At 44.7% G+C, this 21,917-nt stretch carries 20 protein-coding genes and 1 other RNA gene; 6 read left to right on the top strand and 15 right to left on the bottom strand.

The annotated features are described in order from the left end of the window. Positions 1 to 94 precede the first annotated feature (94 nt). The 7 genes from AC6R05_RS18640 to AC6R05_RS18610 form a co-directional block, all read right to left on the bottom strand. Positions 95 to 895, bottom strand: coding sequence for a hypothetical protein (locus AC6R05_RS18640; protein ID WP_500648274.1), 801 nt, complete (start codon positions 893 to 895; stop codon positions 95 to 97). Between the two features lie 542 nt (positions 896 to 1,437). Then, a complete protein-coding gene (locus tag AC6R05_RS18635) occupies positions 1,438 to 2,718 on the bottom strand; it encodes a hemolysin family protein (protein ID WP_500648273.1) in 1,281 nt (426 codons plus the stop codon). 171 nt (positions 2,719 to 2,889) lie between these two features. Continuing rightward, a complete protein-coding gene (locus AC6R05_RS18630; RefSeq protein ID WP_150871211.1) occupies positions 2,890 to 4,452 on the bottom strand; it encodes an AbgT family transporter in 1,563 nt (520 codons plus the stop codon). Between the two features lie 297 nt (positions 4,453 to 4,749). After that, on the bottom strand, positions 4,750 to 5,199 hold the full coding sequence (locus AC6R05_RS18625; protein WP_500648272.1) for a type IV pilus modification PilV family protein: 450 nt from the start codon (positions 5,197 to 5,199) through the stop codon (positions 4,750 to 4,752). Next, entirely contained in the window at positions 5,189 to 6,535 is a 1,347-nt protein-coding gene (locus AC6R05_RS18620; RefSeq protein ID WP_500648271.1) for a hypothetical protein, read from the bottom strand. Before AC6R05_RS18620 ends, AC6R05_RS18625 begins: the two co-directional genes overlap by 11 nt. Continuing rightward, positions 6,532 to 7,167 (bottom strand): PilW family protein, encoded by a 636-nt coding sequence (locus AC6R05_RS18615; protein WP_500648270.1) that lies wholly within the window; start codon positions 7,165 to 7,167, stop codon positions 6,532 to 6,534. Before AC6R05_RS18615 ends, AC6R05_RS18620 begins: the two co-directional genes overlap by 4 nt. Continuing rightward, positions 7,151 to 7,699 carry a GspH/FimT family pseudopilin gene (locus AC6R05_RS18610; protein WP_500648269.1) on the bottom strand — a complete coding sequence of 183 codons (549 nt, stop codon included), beginning with the start codon at positions 7,697 to 7,699 and terminating at the stop codon, positions 7,151 to 7,153. Before AC6R05_RS18610 ends, AC6R05_RS18615 begins: the two co-directional genes overlap by 17 nt. A gap of 102 nt (positions 7,700 to 7,801) precedes the next feature. On the opposite strand from AC6R05_RS18610, the gene AC6R05_RS18605 reads away from it, so the two are divergent. Beyond that, a complete protein-coding gene (locus tag AC6R05_RS18605) occupies positions 7,802 to 8,239 on the top strand; it encodes a type IV pilin protein (protein WP_500648306.1) in 438 nt (145 codons plus the stop codon). 132 nt (positions 8,240 to 8,371) lie between these two features. On the opposite strand, the gene dnaJ is transcribed toward AC6R05_RS18605, so the two are convergent. From dnaJ to grpE, 5 genes are all read right to left on the bottom strand, one after another. Next, a complete protein-coding gene (gene dnaJ / locus AC6R05_RS18600; protein WP_152468255.1) occupies positions 8,372 to 9,517 on the bottom strand; it encodes a molecular chaperone DnaJ in 1,146 nt (381 codons plus the stop codon). Positions 9,518 to 9,895: 378 nt separating this feature from the next. Further along, a complete protein-coding gene (gene dnaK, locus AC6R05_RS18595) occupies positions 9,896 to 11,809 on the bottom strand; it encodes a molecular chaperone DnaK (RefSeq protein WP_032551375.1) in 1,914 nt (637 codons plus the stop codon). A gap of 351 nt (positions 11,810 to 12,160) precedes the next feature. After that, positions 12,161 to 13,198, bottom strand: coding sequence for a polysaccharide lyase family 7 protein (locus AC6R05_RS18590; protein ID WP_500648268.1), 1,038 nt, complete (start codon positions 13,196 to 13,198; stop codon positions 12,161 to 12,163). Between the two features lie 264 nt (positions 13,199 to 13,462). Beyond that, on the bottom strand, positions 13,463 to 14,737 hold the full coding sequence (locus tag AC6R05_RS18585) for a dicarboxylate/amino acid:cation symporter (RefSeq protein WP_032551372.1): 1,275 nt from the start codon (positions 14,735 to 14,737) through the stop codon (positions 13,463 to 13,465). 323 nt (positions 14,738 to 15,060) lie between these two features. Next, a complete protein-coding gene (gene grpE / locus AC6R05_RS18580) occupies positions 15,061 to 15,642 on the bottom strand; it encodes a nucleotide exchange factor GrpE (RefSeq protein ID WP_500648267.1) in 582 nt (193 codons plus the stop codon). Positions 15,643 to 15,785: 143 nt separating this feature from the next. On the opposite strand from grpE, the gene nadK reads away from it, so the two are divergent. After that, positions 15,786 to 16,670, top strand: a complete 885-nt coding sequence (gene nadK / locus AC6R05_RS18575; RefSeq protein WP_032551369.1) for an NAD(+) kinase — start codon at positions 15,786 to 15,788, stop codon at positions 16,668 to 16,670. 442 nt (positions 16,671 to 17,112) lie between these two features. On the opposite strand, the gene AC6R05_RS18570 is transcribed toward nadK, so the two are convergent. Next, positions 17,113 to 17,397, bottom strand: a complete 285-nt coding sequence (locus AC6R05_RS18570; RefSeq protein WP_500648266.1) for a GIY-YIG nuclease family protein — start codon at positions 17,395 to 17,397, stop codon at positions 17,113 to 17,115. 477 nt (positions 17,398 to 17,874) lie between these two features. Here AC6R05_RS18570 and recN point away from each other — a divergent pair, with 477 nt between their 5' ends. Further along, entirely contained in the window at positions 17,875 to 19,539 is a 1,665-nt protein-coding gene (gene recN / locus AC6R05_RS18565; RefSeq protein ID WP_032551368.1) for a DNA repair protein RecN, read from the top strand. 167 nt (positions 19,540 to 19,706) lie between these two features. After that, a complete protein-coding gene (gene bamE / locus AC6R05_RS18560; protein ID WP_032551366.1) occupies positions 19,707 to 20,066 on the top strand; it encodes an outer membrane protein assembly factor BamE in 360 nt (119 codons plus the stop codon). A 72-nt stretch (positions 20,067 to 20,138) separates the two neighbouring features. On the opposite strand, the gene AC6R05_RS18555 is transcribed toward bamE, so the two are convergent. Both AC6R05_RS18555 and AC6R05_RS18550 read right to left on the bottom strand, forming a co-directional pair. After that, positions 20,139 to 20,447, bottom strand: a complete 309-nt coding sequence (locus AC6R05_RS18555) for an RnfH family protein (protein ID WP_150895722.1) — start codon at positions 20,445 to 20,447, stop codon at positions 20,139 to 20,141. 2 nt (positions 20,448 to 20,449) lie between these two features. Next, entirely contained in the window at positions 20,450 to 20,878 is a 429-nt protein-coding gene (locus AC6R05_RS18550) for an SRPBCC family protein (RefSeq protein WP_032551364.1), read from the bottom strand. 118 nt (positions 20,879 to 20,996) lie between these two features. Here AC6R05_RS18550 and smpB point away from each other — a divergent pair, with 118 nt between their 5' ends. Both smpB and ssrA read left to right on the top strand, forming a co-directional pair. After that, a complete protein-coding gene (smpB, locus tag AC6R05_RS18545; RefSeq protein WP_032551363.1) occupies positions 20,997 to 21,482 on the top strand; it encodes an SsrA-binding protein SmpB in 486 nt (161 codons plus the stop codon). A 67-nt stretch (positions 21,483 to 21,549) separates the two neighbouring features. After that, positions 21,550 to 21,916: a transfer-messenger RNA gene (gene ssrA, locus AC6R05_RS18540) on the top strand. Position 21,917 lies beyond the last annotated feature (1 nt).

The following is a 21,917-nucleotide window of genomic DNA, read 5'->3' as shown; positions in this document are numbered from 1 at the left end:
TGAGTGGTCGTGAAACAAAATGCCATGACTGCTGACAACAAGCATCCGAGCTTAAAGGTAGGGATTTACATCCAAAGCGAACAAGAATTGCTCGTTACAGTGCGATAACAACACCAGCAGTGAAGGTGGTATCTTCAATGTCAGAGTTGTCTGCCGCTACTTTAACGTATGGCTGAACTTCACCAGAGTTAACGTAAGTCGCTTTCAATGTAGATGTCGACCACTCGCTATCTACTTCTTCACCATCCACATAGATGTCTTCAGCAAACTGAGAGTAAGCGTCTAAATCGTAAGAAAGTACAACCGCTTTAGCGATGTTGTAGTCTAGACCAAGGTTAACTTTCACAACCTGAGATTCATTATTGCCGTCAACCATACTCATATGTGGCACTGGTGCTGGTAGGATTCCATCGTGAGAATCAGGAGCTGGTAGAATTCCATCGTGAGGCTCTAGACCAGGTAAAATAACATCACTGTGGTCATTTGGATTAACACCTTGACCATCACCTTTACCACCTGAGGTAGGAGCCCAGAAATCAGCACCAACCTCATCCAAGCCGTGGTGGTACTCAACGCCACCAGAAAGTGTCAGTGAAGAACCTAATGTGTATGCTGTTGAAGCTTTTACACGTACTTCATCAGCACCGCCATAACCACCTTGTACATATGATGCACCTAGGTCAAAGTTCTCATTGATGCTGTAGCCGTAACCGAGCTCAACAAAGCTATCGTTAGTAACTTCACCAGTCACATAGTGCTGACCATCTTCACCGAAGTTGTAGTCACCATACATACCGATAACGTCATTTTCATCGCCGTAAACTTCAATAGAAGTTGCGTTCGCTTGCAGTGAGATAGCTGATACTACAGCTGCTACAAAACTGATTTTCTTCATTTTTTAAAACCTTTAATACGTGTGCAAAGCATTGATTAATTACTCTTCCCGGTTCTGAGCGACCAAAACAATACTGAGCGCAAAGACTCGGAACAACGTAAAAGGCCTCATTAAAGATTTTGGTTTTATAAACGAAATCCGTTTACCTATTTCAACCTAACTGATAGATAAATCAGAAATAAAAAGTTTAAATATCATAACTTTAAAGAAAAAATAACAAGTAACACCAATTAAGATTATCGTTAAAAAGAATTTCATCAACAGCCGTCTATTAGGCTAAAAACGTGAAAAAGAACAAATAAGTACACTCCTTTTCGCATCAATGACATCAGAGATATATCAATCTAAAACTAAATACATAACCTCGATTAATATCGAAGAAATATACAGTTTCAATGAACATACAATCACTTAATTAAATTAGAAAATTCAAAGACTTACATTTATCAAATTGATAACAAGTCCAACATCAGTCCGCTTAAAACAAAACAAGGCATGCATTACGCACACCTTGTTTCTATAACAATAAAAGTAGAACCCGACTAATCGCTCACTTCTTGCTCTAACGGTAAGGCCTTAACCTTCGTGATTCGGTTGTTCTCTACGGCGACAATTTCAAATGACCATTGCTGGCACTGCACCATTTCACCGACGTCTGGTAAGCGGCCCATGAGCCAAGTGATCATGCCGTTAAGTGTTTGAAAGCCCTCTTCCTCCCCTTCTAGTTCAGAAAGGTCTAAGCGATTTTTAAGCTCGCTGAGCGGAATCAGACCATCCACCAGCATGCCCTGCTCTGTTTGCTCCGTCCAAAGGTCGTTCGGATTACTAGACAATTCACCCGCAATCGCTTCAAGCACATCGTAATGGGTAACCAAGCCTTGAACATCACCATACTCATCGACGATAAACGCCATCTGCGTACCTGACTCTTTGAAGTAGCTCAACAAACGTAAGCCTTTCATCGACTCAGGAAGATAAATAGGCGGTTTGGATAACCCCATAATTACCTGCAGACTCAATTGATGACTGTTGTTCAATAACGCCTTTGCTGACACTGTGCCTAGCACCCTACTCATGCCTTCTTGGCATACTGGGAACACACTGTGTTTAGAGCTTTTGATCTTTTTCAGCAGCACCTCAATTGGCTGTTCGATATCAAGAAAGTCGACGTCGCGACGAGGTGTCATCAATGATGACACCAGTCGATCATCCAACTGCAGGATATTGCGGATCATCTCTTGCTCGCCACGCTCTATAACGCCCGTATCTGAGCCCTCTTTAACCAAGGCATAGATATCATCCTCAGTGACGCTATCTTCGCTGCCATTGCGTCCCATAAGCTTCAATATACCCTCTGTTGAGGTAGACAGAGCAAACACAAATGGCGTGGTGAGCTTAGAGAGCCAATAAATTGGCAGAGCAACCAATACCGCGATGGTTTCCGCTTGTGACTGCGCAAAACGCTTGGGTACGAGTTCGCCAATGACAATCGCAAAGTAAGTGATACCAACAACCACAACCGCAGTCGAGAATATGTTTGCCTGAGTTGCGTCCAGTCCCCACAACTCTAATTGCACAGCAAGTGGGGCTGATAGTGTGGCTTCACCGACAATACCGCTAAGCAAGCCAATAACCGTGATACCAATTTGGATTGTAGAAAGGAACCGCGTTGGGTTTTCTTTTAGGTCTAGAGCGACCTGTGCAGAACGATGCTTTTCAGCTAAACGCTTTAAGCGACTATTTTTTGCTGCTACCAATGCAATCTCTGACATGGCAAACAGACCATTTAAAACAATTAACCCTACCAGAAGCAGAATTTTCATGATGAATGGGATTTCCTAATTTGTACCGGCCACCAAATAGCCGTGATCTGGAGTATAAGCTGAGTACCTTGCTTTTTGATATAAAAAAGATCGAAAAATAGAGCGAAAAAAGCCCGCACTTTTCGGTGCGGGCTTAAGAATCAATAAAGCTTAATATCGCTTAGTTCAATCTTACATTGTGTAAGTGTATGGTGCTTGAATACCCAGTGGGATACCTAGTGCCCAGTAACCTAGTAGGAAGATTGACCAGCCGATCAGCATTGCGATAGAGAACGGCATCATTAGAGAAGCCAGTGTACCGATACCTGTCGACTTAACGTAGCGTTGACAGTAAACAACAACCAGTGGGAAGAACACCATTAGTGGAGAGATGATGTTAGATACTGAATCGCCCACACGGTAAGCCGCTTGAGATAGCTCTGGAGAGATACCAACCGCCATTAGCATTGGAACTAGGATTGGACCAATCAGAGCCCATTTAGCTGATGCAGAACCAACTAGAAGGTTAACGGCTGCAGTTAGAAGGATCATACCAACAACTGTCGCTTCACCCGGTAGGTCCATCGCTTTCAGGCCTTCAGCACCGTAAAGCGCTAGCATTGTACCGATGTTTGATTGACCAAATGCAGATAGGAACTGTGCACAGAAGAACGACATTACAATGTATGCGCCCATCGTTGCCATCGTGTCAGACATCGCTTTGATAACATCGTTGCTGTTCTTGAACGTACCCGCAACGCGGCCGTAAACGATACCTGGGATGATGAACAGGATGAAGATCAATGGAACAATTGACTTCATTACTGGTGCAGAGAACGCCGTCAGCTCACCCTCAGGAGAACGAAGTGCAGAGTTTTCTGGGATAAGAGCCGCAACCAATAGTGCGATACCAGCAACCATTGCCCAACCCGCGTATTTGAATGCTTTAGATTCAATCGCAGTGAAGGTACCAAGATCCGGTGCTTCTTCAGCATCTTCATCAACAGGTGTGTTCGCAAGACGAGGTTCGATGATCTTCTCAGTTACGTACCAACCAATACCAACAATGATGATTGAAGATAGACCAGTAAAGAAGATGTTCGCTAGTGGGTTGATCACGTAGTCTGGGTCAAGAACGTTTGCCGCAGTTTGAGTGAAGCCCGCTAGTAGTGGGTCGATACCAGAAGGGATGAAGTTTGCAGAGAAACCACCCGATACACCAGCAAACGCTGCCGCGATACCCGCAAGAGGGTGACGACCCGCTGCGTGGAAAATGATACCACCTAGTGGGATAACCAGTACGTAACCTGCGTCAGCTGCTGTGTGAGAAACGATAGCAACTAGGATTAGCATTGGTGTTAGAAGTTTAGCTGGCGTGAAGTTCAGCATCTTCTTTAGGCCCGTAGTGATGAAGCCTGAAGAGTCAGCAACACCAACACCTAGCATAGCTACCAGTACGATACCTAGCGGTGCAAAGCCTGTGAATGTCGTTACCATGTTTGCTAGGAAACTCGCTAGAGCCTCACCAGTAAGTAGGTTGTTGACTTCTAGAGCATCACCCGTACGAGGGTTAATTAGATCGAATGAAACATTCGACAAAAGAGCAGATGATACCCATACGATAACTAGTGCCCAGAAGAACAGGATCGCAGGATCTGGGATCTTGTTACCGGCGCGTTCAATGAAGTTTAGAAAGCGATCCATACCACTGATTTTTTCAGGAGCAGGTGCTTTATTTACTGCTTGGTTACTCATGGTAACTCCATATGTGATGTTGTTTTATTTAGGCCTAATATAGTTGTTGACCAGGGCCTATTGGTACAGCACATATTCTATTAAAACCACCCCAAAAAAGCACAAGATTCCACCTAAAATTCCATAAATGGAGACATATTTTGCAAAAATACCATATAGCAGCAACAAGATAAAAACACAAAAAACACCATTCCATATACAGTTTTTTAACTAGCACGTAAACAATGTCCGAGGAGTGAAAATTATCAATATTGAGGCGATAGGGAAAGGAGTTCGGTTAAACGTTTGCGTAGTGAATCAATCAAATTCACTGTATTTGGAGAGCATAGTTTTGAGCGTTATGCGTTGTGTCTGACTCATTCGATCTTGCCATGCAACGGTGACAATAATGTTACGCAAAGCACTCGACACGGCACCATCGGCATTTTCAACAGAACAACTGAGTGAGTATTCAGAGCCTGATAAACCAGATAACGGATTAGAGCTATCGGTGTTGAGACAGTGATCCGACTGATGAAGTTCCGAGAAACGAATCAACCCCACTGCCCCACTAACACTGTTCGCCCGTGTACGGTAATACTCCAATTGCCTTTCAGCAAAATGCAGTGCTTCCACACTCTGAATTGCATAATCCGCTTTCTGCTCAGTATAGGTCTGCAACTTGACCATACCCAACGCCGCCACGCCCACCAACAGAAAAGAGATAAGCACTTCAAGTAAGCTAAAGCCGCTTTGGTTAGAAGTCATTCCAAGAGCCCTTTTTCCATTGATAGATTGACGGTGGATCAATTGGGTTAGCATTTGAACGATAGTAGAGATCCATATCACCTACGATAGTCGATACCCCGCCCTTTACGTCAAAGATAAGTCCACCAGCGGGTAGCCCTGAAGCAAATTGGATCCCTACTGTTTTTTTCTCCACCGTTGGATCGTTGAGTGGTTTAACAAATGGTGTAAACGCACTGGGTGTCGAAGAAGTGGTTATCGACTCCCAAAAGTCATCAATACGCGATTTGGTTGTGCTATCGGCGTAATCGACAAGGTGATAAATCACGCCGTTGTATGTCATCGCACCCTTCAACGCAAAAGCGCCGTCGTGAATCACCAGAAGCTGAGCAGCATTAAGATTGGCTGCAACTGACGCATTGATATGACAGTTGCCCTCAATCCAAAGCCCCTTTGTTTGCCCGGCAGTGAAATGATTCATGATTTCACTGCCGCAGTCGGTTGGGTTGAGTAGTTGAATTTGCCTAAACTTGTCCGAATCTTGCGAGAGTTCGAGAATGTTCTGCTCTGTTTTTGGCATGCCAAAGAACGAATAAAATGGATCAAGAGTCGGGTCTGGATTGAAGTCTTTCTTGAACGGCGCTGGATTGTTTTTTTGATAATAATCAGGCGCATAGATCGAATAGGTTGTACCCGTTGCGCCTTTGGCGATTTCAGTTTTGTAGTCGGGATGACAAACACCGTCAAAGCCAGAGAATGGGCCATCAACACTTGGGTCTTTCACCTCTAAACCCAATGCCTGCCCTGAGTCACCATGGGTCGAATCATATTGATAGGTAAAAAGGTCGCCAAAAGAGATGCTGATGCACTCATGCTCATTGCCATTGATTGGCGTCTCTTTGGCTGTTGGTTGGAGGGTTAGAGTACCAATCACCTCGATAGGACCCGTGGATTGAATCGCCCCTGCTCCGAGTAAAGAGCTATCCCGCAAAGTTTTAGTCACTCGATAACGATCAAGAGCCGCTTCGACAACATGACTACCACTTACTGTACCATTGCGCGTAGTGATCTTTGGCTGCTGATCGTAGGGACTACACCAATCGATAAACTCCGAAGGTTGAGACGATGGCCCAACAATGTCTGAGACTTGTTTACCCGTTTCGCGTAGATAACTAAACGTACACTCCAATCCCCCTTCTGCTTGCCAGTGGTCCTTGCGCGCTTGGACCTCATTTTGTGCCCGCTTGATTTGATAATAGGTAGTTTTGAAACTGCCAAGAGAGACGATCAGCACACCAACTAGCAAAATACTGACTAACAGCAGCGTTATCGCTCCTCGTTGCTGATTGCTCGTCATTGCCAGTTCCTTTGTACAACGGATGTCATCACTTGCTGGCTCAGATTCGCATTCACTAGCGACGCCTCAAGCGTCATGTCTACCCTTTGCGAACTCGTATGACTGCTGGATAGGTCTTCGACAGAAACAGAAAACGCATCTACCTGAATTTGTCGCTCGAAGAACAAGCTTTGACACGTCATCGTCACATCTCCGCTTGTATTGCTGAATGGCTTTTCATCGATAGCCAAAATATCTGTAGATTCCCCTAGGCAGTAGTTGAGCTTGTTGTCTTTGAACTGATAAACAATGTTTCGATAAGCTGACGAGGCACTATTTTGCAGATACACAAAGCCAAGATAAGCCTCATCGGCACTGACTTGCTGGGTATAAATTGTATTTGATGCCCCAGACAACTTTAGCGATTGGCCAGTATCGGCGTTATATCCAGCGCGCCAAATCTCTTCTTTCATCATTTGAGTCGTGGAGAATAAGTTTTGTGACAGGAGCAGCTCTAGGCTTTTCTCTGAGCTAAGGCGCTGGTTAGTGATGAACACACTACCAATCGTCCCGATTACAATCACACCGATTGCTGATGCCACCATCATCTCAACCAAGGTACTACCTTGAGCAGATTTAATTGCAGATCTCATAACCATAGTGACCAATGCTATTGCGCCCATCGCTGTTTGGATCGCTGCTACAAACCCGAATGCGCCCTGTTGTGTTTGATGCTTTAACCGAGAGTTCTTCAGACGGTGCACTCACCGAAGCCATAGTGACGTTGCCGTTGATAAAACGCCCCCTTACTCCGTCAATCGAGATTGAATTCTGATTTAAAAAGCTGAATGACACTTTAATATCTCGATAGGCTGAGCCATCAAGATGCATCACCACATTATCTGGAACATACGAAGCGGTAGTACTCACAACCAAATCCCACTCACCCTCTGAATCCTCAATCGCACCTAACACATTCGAAACCAAAAATAGCAGGTGCAATTCTTGATTACGGGCAATCGCTTCCGAGCGCGCAGCCACCAAGAAACCATGAACCTCGGGGGCGAGCCTTTGAAGTTTGGAAGACGCCAACAGAGAGCTAAAACTCGGGGCAGCCGTAGCCAACAGTACTGAAAGTACCACGACAGTGATTAGCAGCTCTAGAAGCGTAAACCCGCGAGTCATTTCCCAAATCCTTATGTAATAGATTGCGTAACCGTATTTAATCTTGCACCGATGCTATCACCGAAGAAAAATAGCCTGACTAGTGAAAAGGAAGTCCTCGTGATGATTCGAAAAAATATATGCAACAGCAACAACATACGTTTACAAGGAATGACATTGATCGAGTTATTGATTGTGGTTGCCATCATCGGGATCTTGGGTGCTATTGCCTATCCAAGCTATACCAATCATGTTTTAAGCGGTCATCGCGCCGCTGCTATCTCCGACATAGCACGCATACAACTAGAGCTAGAGGCGAGTTACGACAATGGTTATGACTGGAGTAGTATCATCTCAGGGAGCAACTGCTTAATTTGCGATACCGACGGTTCACGATTTTCATTCAGTGTTGCCAGTTCAGCCTCAGCCGCTTATACGATTACCGCCACGCCACAGTCAGATGTTGGGCAAGATAAAGATGATTGTTTTGATGGAGTTAGCCCCAAAATGCTGACTCTCAACAACGCCAATGTTGAATACCCAGAGGCTTGTTGGATGTAAAGACGGTATTAGGCAAACAGAGACAAGATAAGAAGCTAGATTTGAGGTACAAAAAAGCCTGCTACTTGAGCAGGCTTTCGATTTTCGTCATTAAGTTAAAATATCAATAACTTAAGAGTTCAATCACCTAAATTACTTAGTTAGGTCATCGAAGAAGTTTTTCACGCCGCTGAAGAAACCTTCAGACTTAGGCTTGTGCTTACTTGCCGCTTCGCCGCCACATGTCTCTTCAAACTCACGTAGTAGTTCTTTCTGACGAGAGCTTAGCTTAACTGGTGTTTCAACCACTAGCTTAACGATTAGGTCACCCACACCGCCGCCACGAACGCCTTTCACGCCCTTGCCACGCATACGGAACATACGGCCCGTTTGTGTCTCTTCTGGCACTTTCAGGTTTACACGACCGTCTAGTGTTGGAACTTCAACTTCACCACCTAGAGCCGCCATAGAGAAGCTTACTGGTACTTCACAGTAAAGGTTGTTGCCGTCACGTTCGAAGATGTTGTGCTCTTTTACGTGAACTTGTACGTATAGGTCGCCTGCTGGAGCGCCTTGCTCTCCCGCTTCGCCTTCGCCAGATAGACGGATACGGTCGCCCGTGTCCACGCCAGCTGGGATCTTAACGTTAAGTGTTTTAGTCTTCTGTTTACGACCTTGACCATGACAAGAGTTACATGGGTCTTTAATGATCTTGCCTTTACCGTTACACGTTGGACACGTTTGTTGAACAGCAAAGAAGCCTTGACGCATTTGAACTTGGCCGTGGCCATGACACGTACCACAGGTTTGAGCTGAAGAACCTTTCTTCGCGCCGCTACCATCACAAACGTCACACTCAACCAGTGTTGGTACTTCAATCTCTTTTGATACACCACGAACTGCTTCTTCTAGAGTCAGTTCCATGTTGTAGCGTAAGTCTGAACCACGTTGTGCACGTTGCTGACCGCCACCACGACGACCACCACCAAAGATATCGCCAAACACATCACCAAAGATGTCACCGAAATCACCATGACCGCCGCCGAAGCCACCGCCACCGCCCATACCGCCTTGTTCAAAGGCTGCGTGACCATATTGGTCGTAAGCGGCTTTCTTTTGAGAATCGGTAAGGATCTCGTACGCTACTTTTACTTCTTTAAACTTTTCTGCTGCGCTTTCATCACCCTGGTTACGGTCTGGGTGGAACTTCATTGCTAAGCGTTTGTACGCCTTTTTAATATCGCGCTCTGATGCATCACGGCTAACGCCTAATACTTCGTAAAAATCACGTTTTGACATGTTCTAAGTCACCAAATTTATTGCCACTACCAAATTACTTCTTTCAGTAGCTTGTGTATCAATCTAGATAAAGGTTCGAGATTCGAGATTCGAGATTCGAGATTCGAGATTCGAGATTCGAGATTCGAGATTCGAGATTCGAGATTCGAGATTCGAGATTCGAGATTCGAGAGCCATTATCTAGATTGACAGCCTAAATACAAATTTACGGGCGTGAGAGTTACCTCTGACGCCCGCATATTTAGAAATCGAAAAACGACTTTTTCTAAGCTAAAACACGTTAGTTCAAGGAGAAGGCACGGACTTTCTTAACCAACCAAAAGGCAAGTGTAAGTGAGTACCTTCGACGCAGAAATCACGTGTTATAGCGACGAAAAATTATTTTTTGTCGTCTTTTACTTCTTCGAACTCAGCGTCAACAACATCGTCGTCTTGCTTAGGTTGCTCACCTGCTTCAGCACCAGCTTGTTGAGCTTGAGCTTGCTGTTGAGCGATTTCCATTAGCTTCTGAGCTGCTTGCATAAGTTCTTGAACTTTAGCGTCGATCGCTTCTTTGTCGTCACCAGACTTAACTGATTCTAGAGCTGCGATAGCTGCTTCAATCTTCTCTTTCTCGTCTGCAGGTAGAGCTTCACCAGCTTCTTCTACTTGCTTACGAGTACCGTGAATCATTTGGTCAGCTTGGTTACGTGCAGTTACTAGCTCTTCGAACTTCTTGTCCGCTTCTTTGTTAGCTTCTGCTTCTTGTACCATTGCTTCGATCTCTTCCTCAGACAGACCGCCTGATGCTTGGATAGTGATCTTCTGCTCTTTACCCGTCGCTTTATCTTTCGCAGATACGTTTAGGATACCGTCAGCATCTAGGTCGAAAGTTACTTCGATTTGTGGCATGCCACGTGGTGCTGGTTGGATACCTTCTAGGTTGAACTGACCAAGAGACTTGTTGTAAGTCGCTTGCTTACGCTCACCTTGTAGTACGTGGATAGTTACAGCGCTTTGGTTGTCTTCAGCTGTAGAGAACACTTGATCCGCTTTTGTAGGGATAGTGGTGTTTTTCTCGATTAGCTTAGTCATTACGCCACCCATCGTTTCGATACCGAAAGATAGAGGAGTAACGTCTAGAAGTAGTACGTCTTTAACGTCACCAGCTAGTACACCACCTTGAACTGCAGCACCCATTGCTACTGCTTCGTCAGGGTTCACGTCTTTACGAGCTTCTTTACCGAAGAACTCAGCAACTTTAGCTTGAACCATAGGCATACGAGTCTGACCACCAACTAGGATAACATCAGTGATTTCGCCTACAGATAGGTCAGCATCCGCTAGAGCAACTTTTAGAGGCTCAAGAGAGCGTTGTACTAGGTCTTCAACTAGAGACTCAAGCTTCGCACGAGTCACTTTGATGTTCATGTGCTTAGGACCAGTCGCATCAGCAGTAACGTAAGGTAGGTTTACGTCAGTTTGAGTAGTAGAAGAAAGCTCGATTTTCGCTTTTTCTGCTGCTTCTTTAACACGCTGCATTGCTAGTGGATCAGTCTTAAGATCGATGCCTTGCTCTTTCTTGAACTCGTCTACTAGGTAGTTGATCATGCGGTTATCGAAGTCTTCACCACCTAGGTGAGTGTCGCCGTTAGTAGAAAGAACTTCAAATGTCTTCTCGCCTTCAACTTCGTCGATCTCGATGATAGAGATATCGAAAGTACCACCACCAAGGTCGTATACAGCGATAGTGCGGTCACCACCTTGCTTGTCTAGGCCGTAAGCTAGAGCAGCAGCAGTTGGTTCGTTGATGATACGCTTAACGTCTAGACCAGCGATACGGCCAGCATCTTTAGTTGCTTGACGTTGTGCATCGTTGAAGTAAGCAGGAACAGTTACAACAGCGCCAGTTACTTCTTCACCTAGGAAGTCTTCAGCTGTTTTCTTCATTTTCTTAAGTACTTCAGCAGATACTTGAGGAGCAGCCATTTTTTGGCCTTGCGCTTCTACCCATGCATCACCGTTGTCAGCCTTAACAATGTTGAAAGGCATGATTTCGATATCGCGTTGTACTTCTTCATCTTCAAAACGACGACCTATTAGACGCTTGATAGCGAATAGTGTGTTTTGAGGGTTAGTAACAGCTTGACGTTTTGCAGGTTGACCAACTAGCGTCTCGCCTTCTGTGTATGCGATTACTGACGCAGTTGTGCGTTCGCCTTCCGCATTCTCGATTACGCGTGGTTTGTCGCCGTCAAGAACAGCAACACAAGAGTTAGTAGTACCTAAATCAATACCAATGATTTTACCCATCAGGCTATCTCCGAAATAATTCTATTTAGTTTTTGCTATACCCACATATGTGGGGGTGGTTACCGGGGATTCAACCCCGACACACAAAATTAAAGTGCAAATGTAATTTGCTTTCGTATGCACCATAGATAAGGGCGGCAAACTGGTTTTCAAGGGAATAGGTAAAAAAAATCTATTTTTTTCTCCATCTTTTTTCATAGAGGTAAAAAGTGAGCGATCCCTTGCCCGTTAAGGCTCCAAAGTTGAGAAAGCCTCGCATTTAACACCACATTAAAACCTCAGCCATATTCCTCTTTCCATAAAAAAGACCTTCATTATAGAAGGCCTTTTAAAATAAATATTTATTGAGGATTACTGATTTAAGACCAGTTGATAAAAACTGGCTTTGGTGTAGTCGCCCGCATCCATACCGCGCCATTCACACGCTGAGCTCGACTTCTTCGTATTACATTGATTATAAGCGCCCGCTTTAAAGTACATCCAGTCCTGACCATAGCCTAAGTCAACATCATGGCCTTGATATTTGCCCGCCGCTAAATCTACTTCGTATGTTTTCACTACTGGTGAGTCCGAATTTGGATTCTTAGTGAACGTTAGGTGCATGATGGTATCTTTGATATCGACATCGTAAGAGAAGACTTCCCCCAGCTTAATGCCATCCACTGGGTCTGCACTGCCCTTCTTCAGGTTGTATTTACCAAATACATCGTGGCGAATATCTTTACGCAGCTTCTTACCATTTTCATCTTTGGCATTCTTTAGCTCTTTTGGTGGATTTAATTCGTAGTTCCACGCTAATGAACCATGCTCATGTTCAGGCAATTTACGATAAACAATCTTCAGTGGTTCATTGTCTGAACCGTGGATCTGACCAATCACGACAGAGAACGCACCTGTCTTTTTATAGTTGCCACTGGTACTCACTTGGTCAACCGACAGTGTTGCCGTCATCTGGCCACCAATTGAACCATAATCCTTGGCATTACTATGGCTCGACACTACAAAGTTGTTGTCTGGTGCTGCGTAGTCGTCACCTAGCATCGCACGCAATTCGCTTCGGGTGTTCTTACTGTTTGGTGTGGTGGGTGCTGTATTTGGTGCAACAAACACCATCGCACCGGTTTCCTTATCTGTGTAGAACCATTCAGGGTGAACATAAGGTATCTCTACATTAGCAAGCTCAGTCTTGGCGATCTCCAGCGTTTTTCCTTTGCGAGGGCCTTCGGTAGTCAGCTCTGGCAGATTGATCTTCCATTTAGATAGGTCAAAGTTTTGCGCTGGCGCCTTTGCAGGATCAAGGTTGAACTGGCTCGCCATATCAGTATCAGCGGCAAGAGCAGGTGTCGCTAAAACAGCAGCGGTAATTAAGCTAAGGTAGGACAACTTCATTTTATTTTCCTTAATGTCGTCTGAATGTAGGTTGCCAAAGAATATAAAATACTATTGTATTATTATATGTGATCAATCTTAGATATTTACAGAGACGTGAATCATTTTGATGTTGTCATTCACAAAACTGACGAATGGTCTTTCCTTACCTTAATCTCCATTAGATTTTCAGCTCGCTACCGCACCGCTTCTATTGGAAAACTGCAGACGAAAAAAAGCGAGGCACTAGGCCTCGCTTTTAGGATTCAGCTCAGAGTTTTCTGATTAAGCTTCTGCTTTGTTCAGTTCAACTTCTTTGTCTGCTTCTACACCGATTTCGTCTTCAGACTTAGCAACAATTGTGTTTACTGCTGTGTCACCAACTACGTTAGAAGAAGTACAAAACATGTCACAAATACGGTCAACAGCTGCAACGATTGCTAGACCTTCTGGTGGTAGACCTAGTTGGTGCAATAGAACACCTACCATTACTACACCGCCACCTGGAACACCACCAGCACCGATAGACAGTAACAGGATAGTTAGACCAAGAGTAAAGATGTCTGCAGTGTTGATTGGCTGACCAAACGCGTTAGCTACGAACATAGTTGCTAGTGCGATGTAGATAGATACACCAGACATGTTCATTGTTGCACCTAGTGGTACACCGAAGCCCGCTACAGATTTAGAAACATTCAGCTTCTCAGTAAGAGTACGCATTGTTACAGGGATTGTCGCGTTCGAGCTTGCAGTAGATAGTGAGAAAAGAATTTGCTCACGAGTTGCACGTAGGAACTGCTTTGGAGAAATACCTGTGAACGCACCAACCATTGCTGGGTAGAAGAAGAAAATCCAGAACACTAGCATTGCAACAACAAGTGCTACGTAACCTGCTACCGACATTAGTGTGTTTGCGTCAAGCGTTGCGCCTAGTTGAATCATAAGAGCGAATACACCGTATGGCGCTAGGCTCATTACAAGGCCGATAAGCTTCATCATGATTTCGTTAGCCATCTTGAACGTCTTGATAGCTGGGCCACCACGAGAATCAAGAGCTTGGATAGCAAGACCAGTTAGAATCGCCATGAAGATGATTTGAAGCATGTCGCCGCTTGCGAACGCTTGTACTGGGTTGCTAGGAACAATGTTCACAACCAGAGAGAAGATGTCTGGAGTTTCAGTTGTTGTTAGAGCAATCGTCTCAGAAACCGTACCCGCTAGGCTAGCACCCGCACCCGGTTGGAAGATCAAACCGATAGTTAGTGCAGCAGAAATCGCGATGATGGTGTTGATAATGTAAAGAGCAAAGGTTTTACCACCAAGACGACCAAATGAACGGATATCTTTCAGTTCAACGATACCGCAAACGATAGATACGTAAACAAGTGGAACAACAAGAAGTTTAATTAGTGAAACGAACATACCACCAGCGCCTTCCGCAGCACCAAGTAGGTAAGTGTCAAAGATCGCAATACCGCTGAATAGGTACTGAATTGCAGTACCGATAAGTAGGCCGGCAAACAAACCTACAAATATTTTACTTGAGAGCGATTTATCCATCGTCTATCTCCAGTCTGTTATGTTTGAAAAATGTACTTTTATAGTTATATATACGAGTGATATCTCGATATGGCCGGAGATTTTACATATCAAGATAACAATTGAAAGTATTATTTCACATATTAATTACAAATGTGACATCAGAGCAATTATTTAAAAACAACTAGTTTCATAAAATATTACACTAACCACCTGAAATCGCTAAAATAAAAAGAACGACATACCAAAAATGATTTTTTTGCCTATTTGTTGGCCTGTCACCGTTTTAAACACAAAAAAAGAGAGGCCGAAGCCTCTCTCTGTATTTCACATGGTTCAGTGATTTATTTTGAAACCATAACCATTGCTGGACGAATCACACGACCGTTTAGCTCGTAGCCTTTCTGCATTACGAACATTACTGTATTTGGCTCGTGATCTGGGCTCTCTTGAATCGACATTGCTTGGTGAAGCTCAGGGTTGAATGCTTCGCCTTCAGGGTTGATCTCTTTAAGACCAAACTTAGCCACTACGTCTACAAACGTTTTGTGCGTAAGCTCAACACCTTCAAACAGTGGCTTAATCACTTCGTTGTCAGCGTCTGCAGCTTGCATTGCACGCTCTAGGTTATCGATAACTGGTAGCAGCTCTTCAGCAAACTTGTTTAGAGCAAATTTACGCGCTTTATCGATCTCTTGCTCAGTACGGCGGCGCATGTTTTCAACTTCAGCTTTCGCACGTAGAACAGAATCTTGCTGCTCTTTTACTTTCGCTTCGCTCGACAACAAAGCTGCTTCTAGTTGAGCGATCTTTGCTTCTTGCTCGTCAGCAGCTTCTTCAGTTTGCGCTTCTGCTTCAACTTTCTCTGCCTCAGCAATGATCTGATCTAGCTCTTCTTCCGTTACTTTGTTTTCTTCGTTGCTCATGATATCTCCAGAATTCAGTTTTCTATGCCAGTGAGCGGCGTATTAGCGCCCAATTTGATATAAAACACTCGCATAGTCATTCAACTTGCCTTTATTATGGGGATGAAGAATTTTGATTCAAGCCTAATTCGTTTGGAAACCTTATGAAAAAGCCATTTGAAGTCATCGCCATCATTGGTAAACCTCGAGATCAACAAGCAATTCAGACTCATAGAGAGCTGTATCAGTGGTTAAGTGCTGAAGGCTATCAAGTGTTTGTTGATGACAGATTAGCCAGTATCTTAGACGACATCCCTAAAGAACGATTCTCTAGCTTAGTCGAACTCGGAAAGCGAGCAGATTTGGCGGTGGTTGTAGGCGGTGATGGCAACATGCTCGGCGCTGCGCGAATCTTGTCTCGATTCGATATCTCAGTGATTGGTGTAAACCGTGGCAACCTCGGCTTTTTGACCGACCTTAATCCAGAGAATTTCCAATCAGCGTTAACTGATGTGCTTAATGGTGAGTTCATGGAGGAAGAGCGATTTCTACTTGAAACCGAGATCCATCGTCATGGTCAAATAAAAAGCCATAATGCAGCCCTTAACGAAGCAGTACTCCACCCTGGGCAAGTGGCTCACATGATCGAGTTTGAAGTCTACATTGATGATAGCTTCGCCTTCTCGCAACGCTCAGATGGATTGATTGTCTCAACACCGACTGGCTCTACTGCCTATTCACTGTCTGGTGGTGGCCCGATCCTGTCTTCAAGTTTGAATGCTATCTCTTTGGTGCCGATGTTCCCGCACACTCTATCGAGCCGACCTTTGGTGGTTGATGGCAAACGCCACATCAAACTGATCGTTTCCCCAGACAATCGCGGCACTCAAGAAGTAAGCTGTGACGGCCAAATTTCTTTACCTGTTTCACCGGGTGATGAAATCCACATCTACCAAAGCCCGAACGTGCTTAAGCTGATCCACCCTAAGGATTACAGCTACTACCACGTACTGCGAAACAAACTCGGTTGGTCGAGTAAGTTGTTCTAACGGCACAAAGAAAAATGAAAGGTTGGCGACATGCCAGCCTTTTTTATTCCACAGAGATTCCCTACTACGCTCCTTCGTCGCTTTAGGGAATGACGTGAATCATTCGCAAGCAACTAAAACCAACGTCATTCCAGAACCGAGGAACGAGGTGTCTGGAATCTCACTACGCATCAACTTCAAACAAAAAAGATTCCCTACTGCGCTCCTCCGTCGCTATAGGGAATGACGTAAGTCGTGCGTAAAGCACCAAAGCCACCGTCATTCCAGAAACGAGGAACGAGTTGTCTGGGATCTCACTACGCATCAACTTCAAACAAAAAAGATTCCCTACTGCGCTCCTCCGTCGCTATTGGGAATGACGTAAGTCGTTCGTAAAGCACCAAAGCCACCGTCATTCCAGAAACGAGGAACGAGTTGTCTGGAATCCATTCATCCGGAGCATTTAAATCTTTTCATATAGCTCTAACCAATCAGGATTTAAGCTACTAATTAAGTTCTCTTTCCACTGACGATTCCACTTCTTTAACTGTTTTTCCCGCTCTATAGCGTCTCTAAAGTCTTCAAAAACCTCAAAGTAAACTAACTTGTGGACGTTGTACTTCTTAGTGAAACCCTCCACCTCTCCTGTCTTATGTAGCCAAACTCTTCGCTTGAGGTTTCCAGTAACGCCAATATAAAGAACGGAATGAGTACGATTAGTCGTTATGTAAATAGCAGGCTGCTTCATAAGCACTTCCATGTGTTTTTTCTCAAGCTATCAGAAACTTTCAAATCAAAAGTGCTAGATAAGTACTAACTAAAACCCAAAAAGATTCCCCACTGCGCTACTTCGTCACTTTAGGGAATGACGTAAACCACTCGCAGGCAACTAAAATCAACGTCATTCCAGAACTAAAGCGCGAGGTGTCTGGAATCTCACTACGTATTAACCTCACACGAGAGAAGATTCCCTACTGCGCTCCTCCGTCGATATAGGGAATGACGTAAGTCGTTCGTGAAGCACCAAAGTCTCCGTCATTCCAGAAACGAGGAACGAGTTGTCTGGAATCTCTTTTCGCAAATAGACATCAATATCAGGCACCTACAAACGAAGTTTGATTTGATCGATCTCACAAAAAATATTCACCTGCTCACTTTACTGTATAAAGAAACAGTATATACTGAACTTATATACAGTATTGTTCAGTTATACAGGTAAATAAAAATGCTGGCTCATCTAAGTGTTAATAATTTCGCTATTGTTAAGTCTTTACAGCTAGAACTTTCTAAAGGCATGACAACCATCACCGGTGAAACGGGTGCGGGTAAATCTATTGCTATCGATGCGTTGGGCTTATGCCTTGGTGGTAGAGCTGATGCAGGCATGGTGCGACAAGGTGAAGAGAAAACCGAAGTCAGCGCCGCATTTTTACTGGATAACAACTTACATGCGACTCGTTGGCTAGAAGATAACGAGCTACTGGATGGCAGCGAATGTATTCTTCGCCGTACCATCTCGAAAGAAGGCCGTTCACGTGCCTTCATTAATGGCAGCCCTGTTCCGCTCTCACAACTAAAATCATTAGGGCAGCTGCTTATTAATATCCATGGTCAGCACGCACACCATCAGTTAATGAAAAGCGACTACCAGATGGCGATGCTTGATCAATATGCAGGCCACCTTAACCTGCTGAAGTCGACTCGCAACGCTTACCAAACTTGGCGTCATGCAGATAACCACCTAAAAGAGCTGCGCGACAACAGCCAACAGAATCAAGCACAGAAACAACTGCTTGAGTACCAAATCAAAGAGCTGAACGAGCTCTCACTTGGGGAGGAAGAATATGAAGAGCTTGAACAAGAGCACAAACGCCTATCCAACAGTGGTGAGCTTGCATCAACCTGTCAGCAAGCTATCGAGCTTATTTACGAAGGTGAAGAAGTTAATGCGCTTGGTATTCTGCAATCGGCCAATCACTCCCTAATTCAGCTGGCTGAACTGGATGAAAGGCTGGCTGAGTTACCGAACATGCTCTCTGAAGCCATCATCCAAATTGAAGAGACCAACAGCGAGCTAAGAACTTACCTTGATAGCATCGATGTCGACCCAGGTCGTATGGCATTTGTCGAAGAGCGCTTCTCAAAAGTCATGTCGATGTCACGTAAGCATCATGTATTACCGGAAGAGCTTTATAAGCATCATCAAGATCTTCTTCAGCAAATTGAAGACTTAGACTGCTCTGATGAAAAATTGGATGAACTGGCTAACGAAGTTGAACAGCACTACCAAGGTTTTGTTGCTAAAGCGGAGAAGCTACATAAGTCTCGTGTGCGCTACGCCAAAGAGCTCAACAAACTGATCACGCAAAGCATGCACGAATTGAGCATGGAGAAAGCGCAGTTCGCGATTGAGGTAAACAACACCAATACTCACCCATCGCCATTGGGAATGGACAACGTGACCTTTATTGTTTCTACCAACCCGGGGCAACCAATGCAGCCAATTGCTAAAGTGGCCTCTGGTGGTGAGCTATCGCGTATCTCATTAGCGATTCAGGTAATCACCGCTCAGAAAGTCGATACCCCTAGCCTGATCTTTGATGAAGTCGATGTTGGTATCAGTGGCCCAACGGCTGCAGTCGTTGGAAAAATGCTGCGTACTCTAGGTGAATCAACACAAGTCATGTGTGTGACTCACTTGCCTCAAGTTGCAGGTTGTGGTCATCAACAGCTGTTCGTTGCCAAGAGCACTAAAGCAGGAAAAACAGAGACGCAAATGCACACACTTGATGAGCAACAACGTATCTCTGAGCTTGCAAGATTGCTTGGTGGCAGCCAGATCACCGATTCAACGCTCGCTAACGCAAAAGAGCTGTTAATCGCCGCTTAGATTAAACTTTCGCCAAAGACCTGATAGTTTTCTGAAAAAGATTGGCAATTTTGCAACTTATTTCAAAATTGCCAGTCATATTAAGTTCAAAGCGCAAGGAGCTTTTTACTTCTTGCTGGAGCTTGTTTATTATCAGGCAGTATTTTAGCGAAGAAAGATCTCAGACTATGCGAATTAAGAAGTGGTTAGTTGCAGTTCCACTTGCACTAACAATGTTGACCGGTTGTTCTCTATTAGAAAAGTTGGTTTATCGAATTGACATCAACCAGGGTAACTACGTTGAACAAGAGGCCGTCGACCAACTGAAATTTGGTATGACTAAGACACAAGTTCGTTACGTTATGGGCTCACCAATGCTGATTGAAAACGGCTACCCAGACACTTGGTACTACATTTACCATCACCAAAAAGGCCACGAAGCTCCGATCCAGAAGAACCTGATTGTTAACTTTGATGCAACGGGAACACTGGTAACCATCAACGGTGATTTTGAAGCGAGTGATGAGTTTTTCGAGAGCCTTCGATAAAACCGCTAAATGCCCCAGATACTAAAAAGCCTGCAACACTGCAGGCTTTTTGCTATTTGAACGTATAACGACTTACTTGGTCGCGGCCGCTTTTGCTTGTTCGGCACGCTTACGACGAATCTCTTTCGGATCGGCCAGCAGTGCACGGTAAATCTCAATGCGGTCTTTGTCACGAACCGTGGCATCGAGCTTCACATTACGGCTGTACACACCAACCTTATTCTTAGCTAGGTCGATCTCAGGGTAAAGCTCAAGTACGCCAGACTGGCCGATGATCTCTTCTACCGTCGCGTTCTTGTTCACCACCAGTGTAAATACACGCTGCTCATGTGGCAGAGCGTAAACCACTTCAACGTGGATCATGTCTGATTCAATGCTCATGCTTAGTACACCTGCTTCGCACGCTGAGTAAAGGCGTTCACCATATTGCTGGTGAGCTCATTGAAGATCTTGCCGAAGGCCATTTCAATCATGCGGCTTGAGAATTCAAACTCAAGCTTAAGTTCCACTTTGCACGCTTGATCGTCCAAAGGAGTAAAGTACCAACCGCCCTGCAGCTTCTTAAATGGACCATCCACCAGCTCCATTAAAATCTCTGCGCCTTCCGCGAGGCGATTCGATGTTGTAAATGTTTTGCTAATACCAGCTTTCGATACATCAACCGAAGCCACCATTGCTGAATCTGAAGATTCGATCACACGAGAACCAGAACAACCCGGCAAAAACTCAGGATAACGAGCAACATCATTGACCAAGTCAAACATCTGGTCAGCACTAAATGATACTAATGCTGAACGAGTAACCTTTGGCATATAGACTCCTGTTAAAGACAGCGTTACATTAAACAAACCACAATTTTAATGGTATTGAGCCAGAGCGCAAATAAAAAGGATTCCCCATCTTTCGCGCAATCCGTATAATGAGGCCATTATGGCAAAGAAAAAATCAAAATCAAAAGCGGGTAGTAATACCATTGCGCTAAATAAGAAAGCTCGCCACGAATATTTCATCGACGATGAGATTGAAGCGGGGCTTGAGCTACAAGGCTGGGAAGTAAAATCCCTACGTGAAGGCAAAACGAACATCGCAGAAAGCTACGTCTACATCCGAGACGGTGAAGCATTCATCAGTGGCATGACTATCACTCCACTAACACAAGCAAGTACGCACATTGTCGCGAACCCAACACGTGTCCGTAAACTCCTAATGTCGAGAAAAGAGCTCGACAACCTATTCGGTCGTATTAACCGTGAAGGCATGACGCTAGTTGCAACGTCGCTATACTGGTCTCGCTCTTGGGCGAAAATCAAAATTGGCGTAGCAAAAGGTAAGAAGCTGCACGACAAACGTACTGATATGAAAGAAAAAGATTGGGCTCGCGATAAAGCACGAATTATGAAGAGTAATTTGCGTTAATCTTGAGCACTTGAACTGCACAGTGCTAGACAGGCATAGCTTTTCTGGTACTATGCAAGAACACTTTGGGGCTGATTTAGGATTCGACAGGAATTTTGCAGTCTGAGGTGCATGCCGTGGGGCGGTTGGCCACGTAAAAAGCCGCAAAAAAATAGTCGCAAACGACGAAAACTACGCACTAGCAGCTTAATAACCTGCTCAGAGCTCTCTCGCCCTAGCTTCCGCACGTAAGACGGGGAATAACGAGAGATCAAACCCAAACGCGCTAGCCCGGATTTTCCCACCTGAGAGATGAACGGCGAATTATAATTCAGGTTAGCCTTTAACTAGCGTGTCGGTTCGCAGGTTACTGGTGAAGTTAAAGATCGACTAAGCATGTAGTGCCAAGGATGAATGGTTTCTGGACGCGGGTTCAACTCCCGCCAGCTCCACCAA

It is taken from the genome of Vibrio sp. R11-SG3-ISO9 (assembly GCF_059834255.1).
The sequence above is the reverse complement of the archived record's forward strand: the minus strand, read 5'-3'. Positions and strand labels throughout refer to the sequence as shown.

Coding starts and splice junctions, on each gene's coding strand:
- AC6R05_RS18640 (WP_500648274.1), bottom strand. CDS start 895: ATGAAGAAAATCAGTTTTGTAGCAGCTGTAGTATCAGCTATCTCACTG.
- AC6R05_RS18635 (WP_500648273.1), bottom strand. CDS start 2,718: ATGAAAATTCTGCTTCTGGTAGGGTTAATTGTTTTAAATGGTCTGTTT.
- AC6R05_RS18630 (WP_150871211.1), bottom strand. CDS start 4,452: ATGAGTAACCAAGCAGTAAATAAAGCACCTGCTCCTGAAAAAATCAGT.
- AC6R05_RS18625 (WP_500648272.1), bottom strand. CDS start 5,199: ATGACTTCTAACCAAAGCGGCTTTAGCTTACTTGAAGTGCTTATCTCT.
- AC6R05_RS18620 (WP_500648271.1), bottom strand. CDS start 6,535: ATGACGAGCAATCAGCAACGAGGAGCGATAACGCTGCTGTTAGTCAGT.
- AC6R05_RS18615 (WP_500648270.1), bottom strand. CDS start 7,167: ATGAGATCTGCAATTAAATCTGCTCAAGGTAGTACCTTGGTTGAGATG.
- AC6R05_RS18610 (WP_500648269.1), bottom strand. CDS start 7,699: ATGACTCGCGGGTTTACGCTTCTAGAGCTGCTAATCACTGTCGTGGTA.
- AC6R05_RS18605 (WP_500648306.1), top strand. CDS start 7,802: ATGATTCGAAAAAATATATGCAACAGCAACAACATACGTTTACAAGGA.
- dnaJ (WP_152468255.1), bottom strand. CDS start 9,517: ATGTCAAAACGTGATTTTTACGAAGTATTAGGCGTTAGCCGTGATGCA.
- dnaK (WP_032551375.1), bottom strand. CDS start 11,809: ATGGGTAAAATCATTGGTATTGATTTAGGTACTACTAACTCTTGTGTT.
- AC6R05_RS18590 (WP_500648268.1), bottom strand. CDS start 13,198: ATGAAGTTGTCCTACCTTAGCTTAATTACCGCTGCTGTTTTAGCGACA.
- AC6R05_RS18585 (WP_032551372.1), bottom strand. CDS start 14,737: ATGGATAAATCGCTCTCAAGTAAAATATTTGTAGGTTTGTTTGCCGGC.
- grpE (WP_500648267.1), bottom strand. CDS start 15,642: ATGAGCAACGAAGAAAACAAAGTAACGGAAGAAGAGCTAGATCAGATC.
- nadK (WP_032551369.1), top strand. CDS start 15,786: ATGAAAAAGCCATTTGAAGTCATCGCCATCATTGGTAAACCTCGAGAT.
- AC6R05_RS18570 (WP_500648266.1), bottom strand. CDS start 17,397: ATGAAGCAGCCTGCTATTTACATAACGACTAATCGTACTCATTCCGTT.
- recN (WP_032551368.1), top strand. CDS start 17,875: ATGCTGGCTCATCTAAGTGTTAATAATTTCGCTATTGTTAAGTCTTTA.
- bamE (WP_032551366.1), top strand. CDS start 19,707: ATGCGAATTAAGAAGTGGTTAGTTGCAGTTCCACTTGCACTAACAATG.
- AC6R05_RS18555 (WP_150895722.1), bottom strand. CDS start 20,447: ATGAGCATTGAATCAGACATGATCCACGTTGAAGTGGTTTACGCTCTG.
- AC6R05_RS18550 (WP_032551364.1), bottom strand. CDS start 20,878: ATGCCAAAGGTTACTCGTTCAGCATTAGTATCATTTAGTGCTGACCAG.
- smpB (WP_032551363.1), top strand. CDS start 20,997: ATGGCAAAGAAAAAATCAAAATCAAAAGCGGGTAGTAATACCATTGCG.